Annotated in this window: 20 protein-coding genes; 6 read left to right on the top strand and 14 right to left on the bottom strand. The window is 49.1% G+C overall.

Annotated features, from left to right (window positions below; translation table 11 throughout):
• Positions 1-66: 66 nt before the first annotated feature.
• The 6 genes from C7T94_RS16525 to C7T94_RS16500 all read right to left on the bottom strand — a co-directional run bounded on the left by C7T94_RS16525 (position 67) and on the right by C7T94_RS16500 (position 7,213).
• Positions 67-2,769 (bottom strand): TonB-dependent receptor, encoded by a 2,703-nt coding sequence (locus C7T94_RS16525; protein WP_107216644.1) that lies wholly within the window; start codon positions 2,767-2,769, stop codon positions 67-69.
• A gap of 178 nt (positions 2,770-2,947) precedes the next feature.
• The gene (locus C7T94_RS16520; RefSeq protein WP_107216642.1) at positions 2,948-3,748 is read right to left on the bottom strand and encodes a hypothetical protein; all 801 of its coding nucleotides are present in this window, start codon (positions 3,746-3,748) and stop codon (positions 2,948-2,950) included.
• Positions 3,735-4,124: a GntR family transcriptional regulator gene (locus C7T94_RS16515; protein WP_107216640.1), complete on the bottom strand. Its 390-nt coding sequence runs from the start codon at positions 4,122-4,124 to the stop codon at positions 3,735-3,737. The genes C7T94_RS16520 and C7T94_RS16515 overlap by 14 nt, the downstream gene beginning before the upstream one ends.
• A gap of 10 nt (positions 4,125-4,134) precedes the next feature.
• The gene (locus C7T94_RS16510; RefSeq protein WP_107216638.1) at positions 4,135-4,995 is read right to left on the bottom strand and encodes a hypothetical protein; all 861 of its coding nucleotides are present in this window, start codon (positions 4,993-4,995) and stop codon (positions 4,135-4,137) included.
• Entirely contained in the window at positions 4,979-5,842 is an 864-nt protein-coding gene (locus tag C7T94_RS16505; protein WP_107216637.1) for an ATP-binding cassette domain-containing protein, read from the bottom strand. Before C7T94_RS16505 ends, C7T94_RS16510 begins: the two co-directional genes overlap by 17 nt.
• A gap of 135 nt (positions 5,843-5,977) precedes the next feature.
• Complete coding sequence (locus C7T94_RS16500) at positions 5,978-7,213, bottom strand: NADP-dependent isocitrate dehydrogenase (RefSeq protein WP_107216636.1); 1,236 nt, start codon at positions 7,211-7,213, stop codon at positions 5,978-5,980.
• Between the two features lie 137 nt (positions 7,214-7,350).
• Between C7T94_RS16500 and C7T94_RS16495 the strand changes: the two genes are divergently transcribed.
• Positions 7,351-7,764, top strand: a complete 414-nt coding sequence (locus C7T94_RS16495) for a hypothetical protein (protein ID WP_204353312.1) — start codon at positions 7,351-7,353, stop codon at positions 7,762-7,764.
• Here C7T94_RS16495 and C7T94_RS16490 read toward each other — a convergent pair.
• Positions 7,761-8,846 carry an Ldh family oxidoreductase gene (locus C7T94_RS16490; protein WP_107216635.1) on the bottom strand — a complete coding sequence of 362 codons (1,086 nt, stop codon included), beginning with the start codon at positions 8,844-8,846 and terminating at the stop codon, positions 7,761-7,763. The genes C7T94_RS16495 and C7T94_RS16490 overlap by 4 nt on opposite strands.
• A 1-nt stretch (position 8,847) precedes the next feature.
• Positions 8,848-10,434: a bacillithiol biosynthesis cysteine-adding enzyme BshC gene (gene bshC, locus C7T94_RS16485; RefSeq protein ID WP_107216633.1), complete on the bottom strand. Its 1,587-nt coding sequence runs from the start codon at positions 10,432-10,434 to the stop codon at positions 8,848-8,850.
• 218 nt (positions 10,435-10,652) lie between these two features.
• On the opposite strand from bshC, the gene C7T94_RS16480 reads away from it, so the two are divergent.
• From C7T94_RS16480 to C7T94_RS16470, 3 genes are all read left to right on the top strand, one after another.
• Positions 10,653-11,363, top strand: coding sequence for a DUF4397 domain-containing protein (locus C7T94_RS16480; RefSeq protein ID WP_107216631.1), 711 nt, complete (start codon positions 10,653-10,655; stop codon positions 11,361-11,363).
• Between the two features lie 143 nt (positions 11,364-11,506).
• Positions 11,507-12,091 (top strand): RNA polymerase sigma factor, encoded by a 585-nt coding sequence (locus C7T94_RS16475; protein WP_239495051.1) that lies wholly within the window; start codon positions 11,507-11,509, stop codon positions 12,089-12,091.
• On the top strand, positions 12,075-13,376 hold the full coding sequence (locus C7T94_RS16470) for a hypothetical protein (protein WP_107216625.1): 1,302 nt from the start codon (positions 12,075-12,077) through the stop codon (positions 13,374-13,376). The genes C7T94_RS16475 and C7T94_RS16470 overlap by 17 nt, the downstream gene beginning before the upstream one ends.
• An 11-nt stretch (positions 13,377-13,387) precedes the next feature.
• Here C7T94_RS16470 and rimO read toward each other — a convergent pair whose 3' ends face one another.
• The 5 genes from rimO to rpmB all read right to left on the bottom strand — a co-directional run bounded on the left by rimO (position 13,388) and on the right by rpmB (position 16,497).
• Entirely contained in the window at positions 13,388-14,731 is a 1,344-nt protein-coding gene (rimO, locus tag C7T94_RS16465) for a 30S ribosomal protein S12 methylthiotransferase RimO (RefSeq protein WP_107216623.1), read from the bottom strand.
• A gap of 40 nt (positions 14,732-14,771) precedes the next feature.
• The gene (gene ftsY, locus C7T94_RS16460) at positions 14,772-15,734 is read right to left on the bottom strand and encodes a signal recognition particle-docking protein FtsY (RefSeq protein ID WP_107216621.1); all 963 of its coding nucleotides are present in this window, start codon (positions 15,732-15,734) and stop codon (positions 14,772-14,774) included.
• Positions 15,735-15,813: 79 nt separating this feature from the next.
• Positions 15,814-15,981, bottom strand: a complete 168-nt coding sequence (locus C7T94_RS16455) for a DUF4295 domain-containing protein (RefSeq protein ID WP_107216620.1) — start codon at positions 15,979-15,981, stop codon at positions 15,814-15,816.
• Between the two features lie 62 nt (positions 15,982-16,043).
• Positions 16,044-16,226, bottom strand: coding sequence for a 50S ribosomal protein L33 (rpmG, locus tag C7T94_RS16450; RefSeq protein WP_107216618.1), 183 nt, complete (start codon positions 16,224-16,226; stop codon positions 16,044-16,046).
• A gap of 37 nt (positions 16,227-16,263) precedes the next feature.
• Positions 16,264-16,497, bottom strand: coding sequence for a 50S ribosomal protein L28 (gene rpmB / locus C7T94_RS16445; protein ID WP_107216617.1), 234 nt, complete (start codon positions 16,495-16,497; stop codon positions 16,264-16,266).
• A gap of 202 nt (positions 16,498-16,699) precedes the next feature.
• Between rpmB and acs the strand changes: the two genes are divergently transcribed.
• Positions 16,700-18,595: an acetate--CoA ligase gene (gene acs, locus C7T94_RS16440; protein WP_107216615.1), complete on the top strand. Its 1,896-nt coding sequence runs from the start codon at positions 16,700-16,702 to the stop codon at positions 18,593-18,595.
• A 64-nt stretch (positions 18,596-18,659) separates the two neighbouring features.
• Here the strand turns inward: acs and C7T94_RS16435 are convergent, their stop codons facing one another.
• A complete protein-coding gene (locus C7T94_RS16435; protein WP_162618740.1) occupies positions 18,660-19,349 on the bottom strand; it encodes a hypothetical protein in 690 nt (229 codons plus the stop codon).
• Positions 19,350-19,500: 151 nt separating this feature from the next.
• Between C7T94_RS16435 and C7T94_RS16430 the strand changes: the two genes are divergently transcribed.
• Positions 19,501-19,686: a CsbD family protein gene (locus tag C7T94_RS16430; RefSeq protein ID WP_107216611.1), complete on the top strand. Its 186-nt coding sequence runs from the start codon at positions 19,501-19,503 to the stop codon at positions 19,684-19,686.
• The last annotated feature ends 59 nt before the right edge of the window (positions 19,687-19,745 follow it).

Here is a 19,745-nt window from a genome sequence, read left to right as displayed (position 1 = left end):
AGTTAACGCACTAATAACGCGCCGGCAGCCTTCTTGTTTGTCAGCACAACAGCTGTCAGCGTATTGTTACTTATATTTATTTAACTTGTACTGATAATTGATCAGGAAGTACTGCCGCAAAACCTGGTTTTCAGACAGGCTGACTGAGTTGCCCGAGGCGTATCGCCAAACTGAAATGTTCTGGTCGAGCAAGTCATAGACTGATAATTTGATCTGTCCGCGGTCTTTTTTCAGCATCAGTACCGAAACGGCCATGTTCAGCATGTGTGCGCTGCGCTGAAATCCCTGACCCACCTGCGGGTTGTAGTTGAAGCTGTAATTCGCATCGAATATCACACGCTTGGGCCAGCGCAGGCTCAAATCGCCGCCTGCTGTATGCTGGTAGGTGTTGACAGCTGCATAGTTCACCTCCTGGTAGCGGGTCATCTGCCGGCTGAAGTCGTAACGGCCATTTAGGGACACCAACGATGTGTAATTGAAGTTGACATTTTGTGAAATGGTGAAGCGGTAACCATTCTCCACCCCCTCGTCGGCATTCAGAAAAATGGCCCGCCTGTCCACATTGCCGTTTACATTAGTATTGATCCCGATCTGCCAGTTTTGCGATTTCTTGAATTGTTTGCCAATGTTGCCGCCGAAATAGCCGTTAATCCCACCGTCTTTGTTCACATAAGTGGCGGTAGTAGCTCCGGTTGGATCGATCAGGTTGCGTTGAATTACGTTATTAGACTGCATGTTCACCCCGAAGTACGCATTGACGTTGACTTGCTTAGCATAATTGTATTTGTAAATGTTCCCTGAAAAGCGCCGGGTACGCATGGGTTCCAGTTCGGGATTACCCGAAAACTGGTACAATTGACTGTACCGAACCGTAATGGGCTGCATCTGGTAAATATCGGGCTGACTGAGGTTTTCGTTATAGTTTACCGAAAACCACGGCCCATTCAGGCTGAAAGAAGGAAAGATGTTATAATGGTTCCTGTCAATGCTCAGCTCCGAGTTGTAAAATTTGCTGATGACCCGCTGGATGTTTGCGTTTGCACCCAGGCGCAGGGAATAATTTTTAGCGAGCTCGATCCGTAACACGGGCGTAAGGTCTTCTGTAAAAGTTGTTCTCCGCAGATCGCTGCTCTGGTTGGCGAGGAACAGGTCGTAGTTCCCGGTGCTCCGGTTTCGGTCAAACATTTCGACGACGTTTGCTGAGGTGCTGGCATTTGCGCCGGCACTGATCTCAGCCGTGATTTTCTTCGAAATCGGAATATTGTAGCTGAAACCCAATGAGGCGTTGCTGTATTTGCGGCGCGAGCCATTCCTCCGTTCAAAAAGTTCGGTCTGAATGTCTGCCGTATAAGAGACCAGGTCATTGTAATTGAAACTTTCAGACTGGTTGCCGTTCACATTCAGGAAGTGGTTGATATTGATGGAAGAGCCCTTCTTTTTGAGTCGGCGGAAGAAATTAAAGCTGTGGCTGAATGAACTGTTGTCCTGTTCAGTTTCGTTGTGGTTGCGGCTTTCACTTAGTTTCGGTTGCTGGGTATTGAAACTAAAGTTATTGCCGTTGTTGAAGTTGTTTGAACTCCCGATGTTCACCTTTGGCTGGTACCGCAGCTGCCGCATCGTATCAGGCCGCCATTCGATGAGCCCGCTGATGTCGTGTTTATTGTCCAGGTTTTCTGATTGGTTGCTGCTGCGGTTGCTGAGTACAGTGTTGGCCAGCGTCTGCTCACGAAAATTATTCCCTGAAAAGCTGCGTTCTGTGTGGTTATAAAAATACAGCAGGTTCATTTTTAGTTTTTTGCCGTAGTTGTTGTTGATGTTCATGCCACCGGAAATTACGTTTTCCAGTCCGCCGCGACCGCTTGATCCGAAGGTCCCGTTCCAGACCTGGTCGCCTCCCGACCGGTTGAACCCACCCATGCTGTACAGTTCCTGACTGGAAAAGCCCGTTCTGTTCAGGTTATTGCCCATGCCGATCAAACTCACCTGCAGTGTGTCGCGAAAGGTGCTTAAAATGCCGCCTGCCTCATACCTGTCGCGAGTGCCGCCGCCCAGGTAAACTTTGCCGAGCGTACTTTTTCTGATCCTGCTTTTGAGTTTCAGGTCGATAATTTTGTTTACCTCGGTAGCGCTCAGTTTGTGCTCAGGATCATCGTCCCGGTCATCATAAACCTGTATTTTGGCGATGAGTTCAGCGTCCAGGTTTTTCGTGGCAACTTTGGGGTCATTTCCAAAGAACTCTTTACCGTCTATAAGCAGTTTGCTGATGGTCTTACCATTGACCAGAATGCTGCCATCTACGTTTACCTGCACGCCGGGCAGCTTGCGAAGCAGTTCCTCGACCACCGCATTGGGCCGGGTCTTAAAGGCCTCGGCATCAAACTCGATGGTGTCCTTTTTAACAACGACCGGGCTGCCGCGCCTGATGACTACATCGGCCAGGCTTGTGCCCTGTAACCAGATCATGCCCATATCGCGGTTCTCCGACCTGGCTAGCGTGACATTTTTTTTAAAAGACTGATAACCGGCGAAGGAAATGATCAGGCGCATGCTGCGGTCGGCAGGCAGGCCGCTCAGGTTAAATTCGCCCTTTTTGTTGCTAAGGGTGTAAGAAATCAGGCTGGAATCTTTGGTGTTGACCAGCGCTACGGTAGCCAGCTCGAGGGGTGCTTTAGAAATGGTATCGGAAACGAGGCCTTTAATAGAGGCTTTCTGAGCATAACTGCATAAACTGGCAAGCAGGAGCAGAAACGAGAGGGTTAATTTAGACATGTGTGAAGATAAAGCTTCGTGTGTGATGTTTGAATTGAAGAGCGGGATTTTAGCAAGATTTAGCCCCGGATAACGGTTTTGTTACTGCGAATTTAGTTGACGGGTTCAAGTTGCCGAAATCCCGGTAGCAGGTATCAAGTACTTGATACCGGGCTGCATTCCGCAAAATTATTGATGATTATTTTTCTGGCCGGTTCAGCACCACGCTTGTCGTTGTGCGACTTGCAATTTTTTGAATTTTGTCTGAGGACCTGATCTCGCCAAATTGGTCTACTGTCGGAATGCGGATTGAACTTTTTGTTCCAAGCGAATAATGAATCGCCGGCCTTGGCGGGAATGAAGTTGCCGCATCTGCGGCCGGGATTTCAAGGAAGTTGATCTGGCATGAGTTTCCTGCCCTCAGATTTAAGACAGGCGTTCTTACACTTTCTATGTCCAGGTTTGTTTCGTTGGCCAGGTTGATGACCAGAGAATCCCGGCTGGACAAATTATGAAGCCTGAAATTTCCGTTGAGCGCTTTCAGCGATTTGAGTTGCTGTACTTCTACGAAGATGCTTGCATCCCAGTATCTGGAACGGATAGCACGTTTATTCAGCCTGGTTTTTTCAATGGTGATAAACAGCGAATCATTGCGCAGTGTCCAGCGCAGGTGCTTTCGCAGCCCGCGCAGTATCGACACGGCATTCGTTTTCCCTTCACGGTCGCTTACCAGGCAAGCCGGGTTCCAGTTTTGCCGACGGCTGATGGAGTCGATGGCCTTACCGTTCCGGGTTTCGAGTATCGCCCCGTTTACGATAAGGTGTTTGAAGTCGGGAAGTTCGACCCGGTCAAGTTCGCGTTTCCAATAGTTACTATACTCTGGTATGTGGACGGCAAATTCGCCCATGCGGTAAGCCTGCACATAACGTAAATTAAAAACCAGCAGGGAGATCACCAGCAGAAGGATCATGCCGAGAATAAGTCGGTTACTTTTTTTCATTTTGCTCTTTTTGAAAGGTTTCCTGATACGATTTCCATGCCTGTTCAATGTCATTGAAATCAATATTCATCAATGCGATTTTTCGCAGAAGAAGGGGCAGCTCGTCTGTCATGAACTGCTCTTTTCTTATTTTTCTAAGTTGTTGCATAGCGTTGTCGGCGACAAAATATCCCATACCTCGTTTCGTGAAAATGATGTGAACTTGCTGAAGGTGTTCGTAGGCGCGCATGACCGTGTTCGGGTTCACTTCGAGGGCAACGGCAAGTTCGCGCACAGAAGGTATCTTGTCGTTGTCCCGCCACCGGCCCAGTAATATCTGTTCGCCAACATGTTCGGCGATCTGCAGATAGATGGCTTGTTGATCTTTAAAATCCATCGTGTTCCAATTAAATTGTTGTTTCCCTGATCTTCAGATAGACGCACCTGAAAAGCAACAAGCCCAGCACGTAATACAGCACTACCGGCAGCCATTCATTGTATTCGGGCATTTTCACCCATGCACTGGGGCCCGTATATCCGGGATAGTTCGCGCGCAACTCAAGTGACCACTGGGAAAATAAACTCGAACTTACCCCGGGCTGTATCTGTACGTTGTTTAATTCGAGATCTTTGAACGCCGCACGGGACGATGCCGATGGTCCCGGAACCTGGTTGCCGAGATATGTGTTAATAATCAATCCGTTCAGGAAATTTAAGGTTACAAACGCCGCGATCAGGATAGCAAGTGCTTTGAAAAAAGCGTACTTTCTGACGCTCAGCGTGATGACACTGTTCAGCAGGAGCAGCGGGATAAGTATTGCAATGGAAATAAGAACGTAATCGCGGCGAATCTCGACCAAAGAATTGATGTTTCCGATCAGTTCTGTATCGATGTAAACAATCAGCAGCAGCATCGGATAGGTCACCAGGCAAAAGAAGACCGGGAAGAGCACAAGTGTGAATAACAGGCTGCAGGCAGTCTTTTCTGCCGCTGAGGCCGGCAGACTCAGCGACTTCAGGTTGTCAGGCCTGCTTTTGTATTTCCCGAACACCAGGCTGTTGAAGATCCAGCTGCTGAAAAACAGGCCGGCAATAAAGATTGGTCCCTGGTTTTCGTCTGTGAGTCCGCCGGGCATAATCAAAGACGAAATAATCAAGATCGCACCCATCAGCACCGGTATGCCAAGCATTGCCCAGGCGTAGAATTTTTGATTTTCAATCCACTGTAGTCTGATCAGGAGACCAATGCGTTTAAGCGAGAATTCCATGGTTTGTGGGGTTTTGGTTGAGGACAGCCAACACGGCTTCCTTTTCGGTTAATAATGCATTGAAGAAAGTTTCTGTATCCAGTTTGGAGTCGTGGCCATGGGTGTTTTTTAACAGCACAGCGTATCCTTTCAGTCCGCCTTCGGCATACAGCAGGCCGGCCTCTTGCTGTGGATCCATGGTGTTTCTGAAAAGTATGCGACTGGTAATGTGGTCTGCAGAAGCGTTTAAGATGACATTCCGGTCTTTGAGCACAAGCAGGTAATCGATCAGGTTATCCAGGTCGCGAACCTGGTGCGTGCTGATCACCATCAGCTGGTCTTCCTGCAACGCACCGGCAATTACTTTTCTGAACTGCCGCTTTGAAGGAATGTCCAGCCCGTTGGTCGGCTCATCCATCAGGATGATGCGCACGCGGGTTGCGATGGCAAATGCGATCATCGCCTTTTTTGCTTGTCCGTAACTCATCGCGTCCAGCGGCCGGCGCGGATCGACATCAAACTGTTTCAGCAGCAGGCTGAAGTGTTCCTGGTCGAATGCCGGATAAAACGCCCCATGAACGGCTGCATAGCTGATGGCCGAGAGCGAACTTGCTGCCGACTGCTCGGGCAGGAGGTATACAGACTGCAGAAATTCTATGCTGCGTTGGGCAGGCTCCATACCCAAAACGCGCGCAGTACCGTGATCGGGGAATAACAGGCCTGCTATTTGGTACAACAGGCTGCTCTTGCCCGCACCGTTCAGGCCAAGCAGTCCATAGATATGCCCAGCTTGCAGTACAAGATCCAGGTTTTCTAAAACCGGCCTGCCTTTGCTGTATGCGAACGAAATATTTGAAAGTTGAATCATACTAGTGTATTAGTTAAATAGTACACTACAATTGTACAGGTTGTATTTGGAAAATGCAAGGGGAACACAGAAAAAAATTGAAAAAAAAATCCCGCTTCAGTTCATGAAGCGGGATTTTCCAGTTATGGATGAATTTTATGCCAGTTTGGCTTGCAGATTTTCGTCAATCGCAGCAAGGAATTCTTCGGTATATAAGTAGTCGCGACCGTGCTCTACTTTGTTGCCATGAATACACACTGCCAGGTCTTTGGTCATCTTACCGCTTTCTACGGTTTCAATACATACCTGCTCCAGGGTTTGGCAGAATTTGATCAGTTCATCGTTTCCATCCAGCTTACCGCGGAACTCAAGGCCGCGTGTCCAGGCGAAGATAGATGCGATAGGGTTGGTCGAAGTCGGTTTACCGTTCTGGTGATCGCGGTAGTGACGTGTCACGGTTCCGTGTGCTGCCTCTGCTTCCATTACTTTTCCGTCTGGTGTGATCAGCGTAGAGGTCATCAGTCCGAGTGAACCAAAGCCTTGTGCGACGGTGTCAGATTGTACATCGCCGTCATAGTTTTTACAAGCCCAAACAAAGTTTCCGTTCCATTTGAGTGCAGAAGCAACCATGTCATCGATAAGGCGGTGTTCGTAGACCAGGTTGTTTTCGTCAAACTGCGCTTTGAACTCGTTCTGATAGGTTTCTTCGAAGATATCTTTAAAACGGCCGTCGTATTTTTTAAGAATGGTGTTTTTTGTAGAGAGGTACAATGGCCATTTTTTCATCAGGGCCTGGTTAAAGCAGGCACGGGCAAAACCCCTGATGCTCTCATCCGTATTGTACATGGCCAGGGCAACGCCATCGCCTTTAAAATTGTAAACTTCAAAGCTTTGCGCCTCGCCGCCATCTTCCGGCGTAAAGGTTACGGTCAGTTTGCCTTTTCCTTTTGTAACGAAATCTGTTGCCCGGTACTGGTCGCCAAACGCATGGCGCCCAATGCAGATCGGTGCAGTCCAGTTTGGAACCAGGCGGGGTACATTGCTGGTTACGATCGGCTCGCGGAATACCGTGCCGTCAAGAATGTTACGGATGGTACCGTTTGGCGATTTCCACATTTGTTTCAGTTTAAATTCCTCAACGCGTGCTTCGTCTGGTGTAATGGTGGCGCATTTGATGCCTACGCCGTATTGCTTGATTGCCTCTGCCGCGTCGATCGTTACCTGATCATTGGTTTCATCACGGTATTCGATACCCAGATCGTAATATTTGATGTCGAGCTCAAGATATGGCAGGATCAGTTTGTCTTTAATGAATTTCCAAATGATACGGGTCATTTCGTCCCCGTCCAGTTCTACAACCGGATTGGCAACTTTAATTTTTTGTACTGACATATGTGGAATTTTGTTTAAAATTTTAGTTCTCAAGCGCAAAGATATAAAAATTGAAAATATACGGGCGGCGTACCTGTCATCAATCCGACATAAGCAAACCTTCCGCCTGCTTTGCTGTTTCTTTCTAAAACACAGCTATGGAAAACGATATGAACCAGCAGCCGGCGAATGATAAACTTCATTCGGTCGAAAGCGATGAGACGCGCAACCACCGCGAGTTGAAATACGACAAAGACAAAGAAAGTTTTGAACTTGATGTGCCCAGCGAGGAGGAAGATTATGACCATCCGCTCCCGTATGAAACATCGGCCGAAGACGGCAGTGATTTCAACTCAGACTACGATGAGCAGAACCCTTACCTGGGCGATGAGTATGCGAAACGGGACGAGATTGCCGAAAACGACCTCGAAGAACTTGGCATGCATGTAGACAACGGCGAAAGCGTGGAGTTGTCTTCTGAAGACGAACTGCTGGCCCGTACCCCGGAAGATGACCGCGACGACCTCGATGAAGAGGGTTACCCGGTGAACGACGCAGAAGTTAAGCCCTAAAAAAGCCTTTCTACAGCTAATTTGTCGGCAAGTTGATTTAGGTCATCCGCTACCGCCTGAACCAGCGGAATGCCGGTTTTGCGGCGTTCCGCTTCGGCCTCGAGCTCGGGTTGCCCTGGAATGATTACTTTTTTAGCCGGATCGACCGTTTTGGCCTTGCTGAAACGGTCGATCCAGTTATCCATATGATGTTTGTATTCCCCGACCGGACGGAAGCCATCGACCCGCATGGCACCGAGAAAATGACCAATTCCCTCGCCTACGGGGTCAGCAGGCGGATCAAGAAAAGCAACAAAGGGCGGCACCCATGGCCCATAATTCGCGCCCGAGAGAATGGCCGATAAGATATCGACCGCGGCCCCGAGGCCGTAACCCTTGTGGCTGCCATGCGCTTTGTCACTTCCCAGCGGGAGTAATGCGCCGCCCACTTTCAATTCGTTCGGGTCTGTCGAGTCATTGCCCTGCTTATCCTGGACCCAGCCAGATGGAATCTCTGATCCCGTGCGCTGTGCGATTTCCAGTTTCCCGTTTGCGGCAGCAGCCGTAGCCATGTCAACCACGACCGGAGCATTTTTGCCGGCAGGAAAGGCATAACAGATTGGGTTGGTTCCGAGGAGGCGTTCATTGCTGTAGGTAGGGGCCACCAGCGGACTTGCATTTGTCATGCTCAAGCCGATCATGTCTTCGCGTACAGCCATCAGCGAATGGTAACCGGCAATACCAAAATGGTTCGAGTTTTTGACTGAAACCCAGCCACTGCCATAGGTTTTGGCCTTTTCAATGGCCAGTTTCATGGCAAAAGGAGCGACGACAAGACCAAGTCCACGGTCACCATTGACCGTTGCGGTGGTAGGCGTTTCGTGCACCACACGGATGTCTGGCCGTGTATTGATCCGTTCTTTTTCCCACAGCCGCACATAACCGCTGAGCCGGGCCACGCCGTGCGAATCGACACCGCGCAGGTCGGCCTGCAACAGGACATCGGTAGCCAGGTCTGCATCGGCCGGAGGGCAGCCGATGGCCAGAAACACCCGGCGTGTGAAATTCCGTAAACTCGTTTCGCTGAAAATATAGTTGGTCATATCAGGGGGTCAGAATGGTAAACTGGTGTTCAAGCGGCTGAAAGCGTTCGATCAGGGTAGAGAGGAAATCCTCGCCATAATTCACATACATGGGAGCCAGATTGAAGACCCGTTCCTGCAGCGAGGCGCCGGGAAAAAGGCGGGCCTTTACGTTTCTGATCTGCTGCAGCGAGATATCATGGTTTCGTTTCTCGGCGCGCAGTAATTTCTTTTCCAGGTTGTGCAGCAGGTGAAGCGTTTTGGTCTTGGCCGCGTCAGCAGACTCCGGTAAACTCTTGTCAATTTTATAGGCCTGCAGCTTGATCCTGTCAAACACGGCCTGAATTTCCCGACTTTCGTCTGCCAGGAAGAGCTGATTTCTGCTGTTATTGAGTACCCAGTCCCTGACCAGGTCTGCCTCAGACTGAAAAATATCACTGGTGGATATGCCCAGCCTGAACAGGTTTTGTTTGCTGCGCGGATCGATCAGCAAGGCAGAATTCCGTAAAACCAGCACCGGAAAATCGATCTTATAAAAGTCGAAATTCGCCTTCAGCTGCATCCAGTAAGCGATTTCGGCACCACCGCCAATGTAGGCAATGTTGGGAAGGATGACTTCCTGGTACAGTGGCCGCATAACCACGTTGGGGCTGAAGCGCTCGGGATGGGTTTCAATCTCGGCAAGTAACTCGGATGCTGTGAACTGTATTTCGGTTTTGTTTACGGTGTAAAGGCCGTCTGCAAACAGGATACGTTCCCGCAGGTTGTCATGCAGGTAAAAAAAATTGATCTCCCTGCCGTGCACCTGGGCGGGATAACCAGCATGTTCAAGGGCCGAACTGCTGCCGGCGATGTTCGCTGCGCTGTGGCGATGAACGATATCTTCTGCCATGATGCCCGAAAACAGGGTTTTCAAATCATGTTCATCGGCATTGATAATGACCAGCCCGTACTTTTCAAAAAGGCTGTTCACCAGCTGACGGGTTGCATCGGCCAGGTTGCCGTTGCCCAGATAGGCAGCCTCGACAAGGCTGCCCAGCTTTTTGCCGTTTTCGCTCAGCCCAAGGTAACCCTTGTAGGCCGTTACAGCTGCAGTCACCGTATCCGTGCTGAGCCGCCCTGTTGCGCCGTTACCCTGTTGAATCCAGCTAATCAGTTCCTCTTCGACCTGCACATGGTTGATTTCGGCAAAATCGTGGTCTTCTGTAGCCATCCAGTATACAGGTACGAAATTTTTGTCTGGGTAGGCAATTTTCAGTTCCAGGGCCAGGTTGATCGCCGTAACGATCTTATAGATAAAATAGAGCGGCCCGGTAAAGAGATTAAGCTGGTGGCCGGTCGTTACAGTAAAGGTTTCTTCGCGAAGCAGCAGATCGATGTTGTTCCCGACCGCCTGGTGAATTTTGAGTCCTGCGTATTGTTTTTTCAGTATTTTTACGAGCACATCGCGGTTCCCGCCGAATTGCCGGTTCTGAAAAGTTTTGCCGAGCCCGGCAAGATCAGGACGCTCCCCGTAAAATGCTTTGAGTGCCGGCTCGCCGGCGAGATAGTCGAGTACGAGTGGTGAAAAGGCGTTGGTCTGGCTGTACGGTATGTAGGTTGCCTGCATGGGGTACGAAAGTAAGGTATTTTATAAAAGTACGTTTTTGCGAAATACATATTTTACACTGCCGCGATACAGGCAGGCGTACCTTAAAAAAATTGCCGGGCATGTAGCGCAGGGCGAAGGGTGGGCGTTTTGAGAATTAAAGCAAATGGCCATTTGACTTTTAATGCAATAATTTGAAACAGGCGAACAGTTGCTGTTCCCGACTAAACACAATTGATATGAGATTTTTTGAGCGTTTTACAACTGTTACCAAAGTTTTGATTGCGGGCGCGGCCCTGGCCAGTGTCCTGACAGCCTGCAAACGCGGTTCAGATGATCAGGATATTCAGGCTTCGGGCCTGGCCATGATCCATGCTTCGCCAGACGCCCAGGCACTTGATTTTGTTGTAGACAACACACGGGCCAACCAAAAAGATTTTAAACTTGACAGCGCCATTCAGTATCTTGCCGCGTATCCGGGCAACAGACGCCTGGGGGTAACAGCGAAGGGGTCCTCTACATTTCTGACGCAGAACTATTACAACCTTACACCTGGCAAGTTTTATTCTGCGTTTGTAATCGGTAAGGCGGCAAGCCTGGATCTGCTGGTAATGGAAGATAAACTTGTTGCGCCTGCAAGTGGCAAGGCCAGGGTGCGTTTCCTGAACCTCAGTCCCGACGCAGCTGCCCTCGACCTGACCATCAATGGACGCGAAGGTAAACTGGCTACCGCCAGAGCATTTAAAGAATATACAGAGTTCGCCGACATAGAGCCAGGTGAAGGCCTAACGCTGGTCGTTACGGAAAGCGCAAATCCACAGGTAACCGCATCGCGGACAACCGTTTCGCTTTCTGCAGGAAAGGTGTACACCATCTGGGCCAGGGGCTTAAAAAGTGCAACTGATAATACGCGCCTGGGTATTGGCGTGATGCTGAATTCAAATCAATAACATACCCCGTGGATCAGCTTGTGCAAGGGTATGGAGCAATGGGAAAAGCCGCTGGCTTTTGTTTCAATACCTTGCACAACCTGGTCGTCGGGGCTTTAAAAGCTGATGAGCAAGAACAAAACCAGCGCCCGATTAATCGCCCTGTGATCAAAAGAATCAAAGACCTGAGGACATTGATTGCCGACAGTGGCAGAAACGACAGCGGTTCTAAGGAATTCATCTACAAATCGTTCTACGGGTACCTGAAAGCCATCGTGATCAGGTATACGAACAATGATGATGACATCCAGGAGCTGGTTAATGATTCTTTTGTCAAAATTTTTACACACATCCAGCGGTTCCAGCCGCCCTCCACCGAAGAGGATTGTACCAAAGCCTTCAAATCCTGGATGGCTAAAATTACGTCCAGAACGGCAATCGATCACCTCAGAAGTACCCGAAAACTTTCTGTTATGCAGGAACTTACCGATGCCGATGACCAGGCTGAAGAGGTGAACGTATTATCAACCCTGCACGTAAAAGATATTTTAAGTCTGCTGGATCAGCTCCCGGCCATGCACAAGCTGGTATTTAACATGTACGAGATAGAGGGGTTTTCACATGAGGAGATCGCAATTTCACTTGCGATCCCCGAAAGTAGCTCAAGGGTCTACCTGACCAGGGCGAAGAATAAGTTGAGGAAGTTATATGTACAAAATTTAGCAAGTTCATATGGAGCGTTCAGATAAAGAACTTATTGCGCACATTAAAGATGAGCTTCAGGAATTCGAGGCGGCGTATGACGCGGGCGCATGGGAAAGATTTAACGGGGAGCTGCCGGTACGCCGGCCTATCATGCCCTGGCTACTGCGGGCAGCCGCCGCAGCCGCAGTATTGTTCATTGCCATCTTCTTATTCCTGAAACAGGAAAATACCGCAAAAGACCGCCTGGCTTATCAGCAACAAAAAGGGGCTGAGCAGTCAGACCGCGCAGACAGGCAGCCTGCTCCGGTGAACGAAGACCCTGCCGAGCGTCATGCACAAGCGCAGCAGAAAACCGTAAGCGCCGTACCCGGCAAGATGAAAGATCAGCCGGCAACAGCCAGCCGGGCAGCTGGCGCTGATCGTACAGCTACACCAGCTGTAACTGCATACGCTGCCGCTTCCAAGACAGGCACACCTGCAGACAGAAGCGCCTCGTCCGGGCAGCCGGCGGCGATCGCAGTGATATCCTCGTCGCAACACAATAACAAAAAAGAGGTACAGCCAGACCAACCCGCTGCAGCAGCAGCGCCGGCGGACCATCGGTCATCTGATTCTTTTGAAGCCATGCTGGCGGCAGATGACAAACACCGGGAAAAGCCTAAAACCAGCGGTTCAGCGGCACGCGCCCTGCAACTGGGTATGATGGTTTCGCCCGCCCTGGGCAATAACCAGAAAATCAATATGGGTTACGGCATCGCGGTAACCTATGCATTGAATAAAAAATTGTCTGTAACCTCCGGTTTGAACTACACAGCCATGAGTGCCTTCAAAGACATCGCTTTTGAGCCGGTTACCGTGCAGGACTTCCCTGCTACGACGGGCTTTGAAACCGAATCGGCACAGAAATCGACGCTGGAATCGGTAAATGCTAGTATTCGCGGATTAAGCGTGCCGCTTGAGCTGCGGTATCACCTGACTGAGAAATTTTACGCAGGTGCCGGGGTTTCTGCCATGGCCATCCTTACCCAGAAGCAGCAAAACAATTACCTGGTGCCTACCATTACGCCCGAAACGTATCATGCTGGCGGCGGCAATGTTGAAACCCGGAACACCATCGTAACACAAAAAGAAAGCGTAGATGTGCCTGGCGAACAGATGAACAGTGCAAAATATCTTGGTTTTTATAACCTTTCAGTCGGGTTCCGTCAAAAGATTAGCCCAAAAAATTCAATAGCTCTTGAGCCATTTATCCGCATTCCAATGAAGGAATTTTCCAGGGAAAACCTTGATCTGACCGATGCCGGATTGCGGCTGCGTTTTGACTTTTAAACTGCAGACCTTTAAAGGCCGGGCTGAACAATATGGCCATAGAGGTCGAAATCTTCGGCGCGGTCAACGCGCACAGAGACAAAGCTGCCGTTGGCGGCATAACCTGACGCAGCATCTATCAGCACTTCATTGTCTACCTCGGGCGAATCAAACTCTGTACGGCCAACGAAAAAGTCTCCTTCTTTTTTGTCAACGAGTACCTTGAAGGTCCTGCCTACTTTTTCCTGGTTAATCTCATAGGAAATTCCCTGCTGAATTTCCATGATGCTGTCTACACGTTCCTGTTTAACTTCATCAGGTACGTCGTCAATTAATGAATGGGCGTGTGTTTTTTCTTCGTGCGAATAAGTAAAACAACCAAGGCGGTCAAAGCGTGTGGCCTCGACCCAAGCCTGCATTTCTTCAAAATCAGCTTCCGTTTCTCCTGGGTAACCGCAGATCAGCGTTGTTCTCATGGCTATACCGGGTACCTTGTCGCGGATGCTGTTAACCAGGTCGATAGTCTTCTGTTTGGTGATGCCGCGGCGCATGGATTTTAGCATATTGTCTGTAATGTGCTGAAGGGGCATATCCAGGTACTTACAAATGTTGGCCCGCTCGTTCATGACCTCCAGGATTTCCATCGGGAAACCGGAGGGATAAGCATACTGCAGGCGAATCCATTCTATTCCATTCACATCTGAGAGCCTTCGGAGCAATTCATCCAGGTTGCGTTTGCCATACAGGTCCAGACCATAGTAAGTGAGGTCTTGCGCAATCAGGATGAGCTCACGCGTGCCGTTAGCGGCCAGGATCCGGGCCTCGTTGACCAGTTCTTCCATGGGCCTGGACAAGTGTTTGCCGCGCATGAGCGGGATGGCGCAGAAAGAGCAGGGACGGTTGCAGCCTTCAGCGATTTTGAAATACGCAAAGTGGCTTGGTGTGGTCAGCAAACGCTCGCCAATAAGTTCATGACGATAGTTTGCGCCAAGCGAATGTAGAATGTTCTGCAGGTCGTTGGTGCCAAAATATGCATCTACATTTTTGATTTCTGCCTCCAGTTCCGGTTTATAACGTTCAGAAAGGCAACCGGTTACGATCACTTTCCCAACTTTGCCGGCTTCTTTCATTTCACTGAACTGGAGAATGGTATCGATCGACTCCTGTTTGGCGTTGTCAATAAAACCGCAGGTGTTGATCACGACGATATCGTCTTTACCCACCCGGTCGGGTTCATGCACTACATCCAGGCTATTGCCTTTCAACTGGCCCATCAGCACTTCAGAATCATAGACGTTTTTTGAACAGCCAAGTGTAATCACATTGATTTTCGGTTGTTTCTGTTTTACGGTTCTGCTAACAATCTTCGTATTCATTCCTTCTCCAGGCGCCCGGCGCGCGTTATTACCCTATGGGTTATTTAAAAAGTGAGTCGACAAAAGCTTTTTTGTCGAACAACTGCAGGTCGGTCATTTTTTCGCCGACACCAATGTATTTTACAGGTATTTTGAACTGATCAGAGATGCCGATCACCACCCCGCCTTTAGCGGTTCCATCCAGTTTGGTAATGGCCAGCGCGTTTACATCTGTTGCCTCGGTAAACTGCTTACATTGTTCAAAAGCGTTCTGGCCGGTCGAGCCATCCAGTACAAGCAGGATTTCGTGTGGTGCGCCCGGAACAATGCGGTTCATGACATTTTTGATCTTGCTGAGCTCATTCATCAGGCCTACTTTGTTGTGCAGGCGGCCTGCGGTGTCGATGATAACGACATCTTCATTCGCGGCAACTGCAGACTGGATCGTATCAAAAGCTACCGAAGCGGGGTCAGATCCCATGGCCTGGGCAACAACGCGCACGCCGACGCGTTCGCCCCATAGTTTGATCTGGTCAACTGCCGCGGCACGGAACGTGTCGGCCGCACCGAGAACAACTTTAAGTCCGGCGTTTTTCAGCTGGTGCGCCAGTTTTCCGATGGTTGTGGTTTTCCCCACGCCATTTACGCCGACCACCATGATCACATATGGTTTGTGGTCGCCATATTCGAAATTACGGAAATCGTTGCTGTTGTTTTCTGCCAGCAGCTGCTGGATCTCGTTTCGGAGCAGACCGTTGAGCTCGGTGGTTGAAAGATATTTATCGCGGGCCACCCGTGCCTGGATACGGTCTATGATTTTCAGGGTAGTGGCAACGCCAACGTCAGAAGTAACAAGAACCTCTTCGAGGTTATCGAGCACATCGTCGTCTACGGTCGACTTCCCGGCAACTGCTTTGGTGATTTTTGAGAAGAACCCTTCTTTGGTTTTCTCCAGACCTTTGTCAAGTGCTTCCTGCTGCTCAGGAGCAGGTTCCTTTTTTTTAAAAAAATCAAATAAACCCATACGGCAGAATTTCGGGGCTAAAATAAAAAAAGCCCTCCAGCATCTAACGGGACGGCTTTAATATCTTGCAATATTAAAATTATTGACCTTCTTGTGACGCGGCGATCGCATCTTTAATGTGATCATTATGAACAATAGACTCTTTGAAAGAGTAAGCACCAGTTTTTGGTGATTTGGTCATGGTGATCACTTTAGAATATTCTTTGCCTTTTCCTGTTTTCAGGGTTGCAACTACTTTCTTTGCCATGGTATTATATTTTGTGATGCGACCAGTTTTCCGTCAGGAGCACCGGTCAATCAAAACCTTAACTATTTAATTTCCTTGTGTACAGTTACTTTCTTCAGGACCGGGTTGTATTTTTTCAGCTCCAGTCTCTCAGTAGTATTCTTGCGGTTTTTTGTAGAGATATACCTTGACATGCCGGGCATACCACTTGTTTTATGTTCAGTACATTCTAAAATAACCTGTACTCTGTTACCTTTTTTTGCCATTTTTTTATCTTTTATAGCTGATTAAGCAGCCTGATTCCTACAAATATCCTTTTTTAACGAACCGGTTAATGGCCTCGCTGATACCAACTTTGTTGATGGTTTTGATTGCTGAAGTAGAAACTTTCAGCGTAATCCAACGATCTTCTTCAGGAATGTAAAATTTCTGAAGCTGAAGGTTCGGGTGGAACTTGCGTTTGGTCTTAACGTTCGAGTGTGAAACGTTGTGACCCTTCATTGCAGTCTTTCCGGTTAAATCACAAATTCTTGACATGACTTATATGTAATTAGTTATCGCCGCTTATTTTTTTAAGAGTTTGCAAATATCTGAATAATAAATGAAAACATCAAGGATGGCTCATTAATTTTTTTCAGGACAGCCAGAGGTTTCCGGATGCCCGCAGCCGCGGCCGGTCTGGGCAGACCTGAAGAAAATACTATATTTGGCAAACCTTAATCCAAACCACTTAAACCAAATGCAAATTAACAGTATCGAAGCGTACGAGCTCGCTTATCAGAAGAGTGTTGAGAAACCGGAACAGTTCTGGGGAGAGATTGCGCAAAGTTTCCATTGGCGCAAACCCTGGTTCAAAGTATTGTCCTGGAATTTCCGCGATCCCGAAATTAAATGGTTCGAAGGAGCGAAACTGAATATTACCGAAAATTGCCTGGACCGCCATCTTGCTGCGCATGCTGACAAGGCGGCCATTATCTGGGAGCCCAATGACCCCGAACAGGACAGCATTACACTTACGTATAAAATGCTGCACGAGCGCGTATGCCGGTTTGCGAACGTGCTGAAACGCAATGGCGCCAAGAAGGGCGATCGCATCTGTATCTACATGCCAATGGTTCCTGAACTGGCCATTGCCGTTCTAGCCTGTGCCCGCATCGGTGCGGTGCATTCGGTTGTATTTGGCGGTTTCTCGGCCAAATCAATTGCCGACCGCATCAATGATGCAGCCTGTAAACTGGTTGTAACGGCCGACGGAGCATACCGCGGCAATAAAAAAATAGAATTAAAAGAGGTCATAGACGATGCGCTGATCGGTTGCCCGACCGTTGAAAAAGTAATCGTGCTGACCCATACCCGCACACCGGTATCCATGCTAAAAGGCCGTGATGTCTGGTGGGAAGACGAAGTTAAACATGTGAACGACGTCTGCGAGGCCGAAGAGATGGATGCGGAAGACCTGCTGTTTATCCTGTATACCTCAGGTTCGACCGGTAAGCCAAAAGGAGTGGTACACACCTGCGGCGGATACATGGTTTATGCCGGTTATACGTTCAGTAATGTGTTCAATTATCAGCCCGGGGAAGTATATTTCTGCACCGCCGATATAGGCTGGATTACCGGCCACTCGTATATCATTTACGGTCCCCTTTCGCAGGGCGCCACTTCAGTTATTTTCGAGGGCATTCCTACCTATCCTGATGCCTCGCGCTTCTGGCAGGTTGTAGACAAACACCAGGTCAATATCCTCTATACGGCACCGACAGCCATTCGCTCGCTGATGAGTTATGGAGATGAGCCGCTTAAAAATGCCGGACTTGAAAGCCTGCGGGTACTTGGATCGGTCGGCGAGCCAATCAATGAAGAGGCCTGGCACTGGTTCGATGAGAAGATCGGCAAAGGAAACTGTCCCATTGTTGATACCTGGTGGCAAACAGAAACAGGGGGGATCATGATTTCCCCGATTGCCAACGTAACGAAGACAAAACCCAGTTATGCAACCCTGCCATTACCCGGTATCCAGCCTTGCCTGGTCGATGAAAACGGCCAGGAAATAATAGGCAATGGCGTAAGCGGAAACCTCTGCATCAAATTTCCGTGGCCGGGCATGCTGCGAACCACCTATGGCGACCATGAGCGTTGCCGGCAGACCTATTTTTCTGCTTATCCCGATATGTATTTTACGGGCGACGGCTGCTTAAGGGATGAGGATGGTTACTACCGCATTACCGGTCGTGTTGATGACGTAATCAATGTTTCCGGCCACCGGATTGGAACGGCTGAAGTAGAGAATGCGATAAACATGCATGCAGGTGTTGTGGAAAGTGCAGTGGTCGGCTTTCCGCACGAGGTGAAAGGACAAGGCATCTTTGCATTTGTTATCTATCCCGAACACCATGCCGACGAGGAACTTACCCGAAAAGATATCCTGCAGACGGTTACCCGGATGATCGGGGCGATTGCCAAGCCAGACAAAATCCTGTTCGTATCCGGATTGCCAAAGACCCGTTCAGGAAAAATCATGCGCCGCATTTTGCGCAAGATCGCCGAGGGAGACATGACCAACCTGGGTGATACATCGACCCTGCTGGATCCGGCTGTGGTGACCGAGATCATTGACAGGGCACAAAAAAAATAACGGAAGCAGCTGTCTTAGCAATTAAACCCCGAAAACATCTGATCTGATTTTTTCGGGTTTTTTTTTATTCATTCGAATTGGAAAATGACAGCGACGCCTGCTCGGCCGGCAATTTAAAATGGGACGTATACCAGGCTTTCATGTGGTCCGACTTAAACTTTCCTCCTTCATTAATCTCTTTAATGACGTCTCTTGCAGATTCGGTTCCGTTTCTGCCGGCCCTGGCCTGGAACAAGACATAATCGGCGAGCACCTTGCTGTTTGGCATCGGCGCTTTGTAGGCCAGCACTTTTCCATCCGTGCCGATAATTAAGGCCTGAGGGGTGTCGCCAAGCCCTTTCCAGGGCTGCTCTTCGCCGTTGCTGAGCCGGTAGGCATCGCTCCGGCGGGTTTTGCCGTTGCTGAAATTACGCCAGTAGGTTTCATCTTCTCCATTGTAGACGGAGACAAAACGCACATCGGGGTAAGCTTTGAACCGGGCTTTCATTTGCTCATACGCCGTCGAATCGCCGGCACTGGGGTTGTTCAGCGTACTTTTATAGACGACGGCATACACAGTTTTACCCATAAAAGCATCTTTTAGCCGAACAGGTTTGTTGTCAGTGCCAAGAAGCATAGCACCAGATACACTTTTGTCGGCATAGTCATCATAGCCCTTGACGATGTTTCGTGCCAGCGACTTGACCATAACGATGCAGGACTGCTGCAGCATCATTGCCGGCAGCAAAAGAAGGATCAGGATTGTTTTTTTCATGTGCGTGGTTGTTTTGATGAGGTTGCCTGTATAGACGAACATCAAAAAGCAGGGGTTGCATGCCAATGGAAATTTAGCCGCTTAGCATCTCACGCAAACAAAAACCCCGGCCTGCTGTTGATATTTTGAATCAAAACTTAAATCTGATATTATGGACAAGCTGGAACTGAAAGGTAAATGGAACGAGATAAAAGGAAAAGTTAAGCAGGCCTATGGTGACCTGACAGATGACGACCTTGCTTATCAGGAGGGACAGGATGACGAACTGCTGGGTAAACTTCAGCAAAAAACAGGCAAAGGCCGCGACGAACTTGTAAAGTGGATCAATTCGCTTTAGGTAACACTTTACAAAAAAAAAGCGGCTTTCCGGAATAGGAAAGCCGCTTTTTTTTTGGT

It is taken from the genome of Pedobacter yulinensis, from assembly GCF_003029735.1.
GTDB classification, from domain to species: domain Bacteria; phylum Bacteroidota; class Bacteroidia; order Sphingobacteriales; family Sphingobacteriaceae; genus Pedobacter; species Pedobacter yulinensis.
This window is presented reverse-complemented; position numbering and strand designations above follow the sequence as displayed.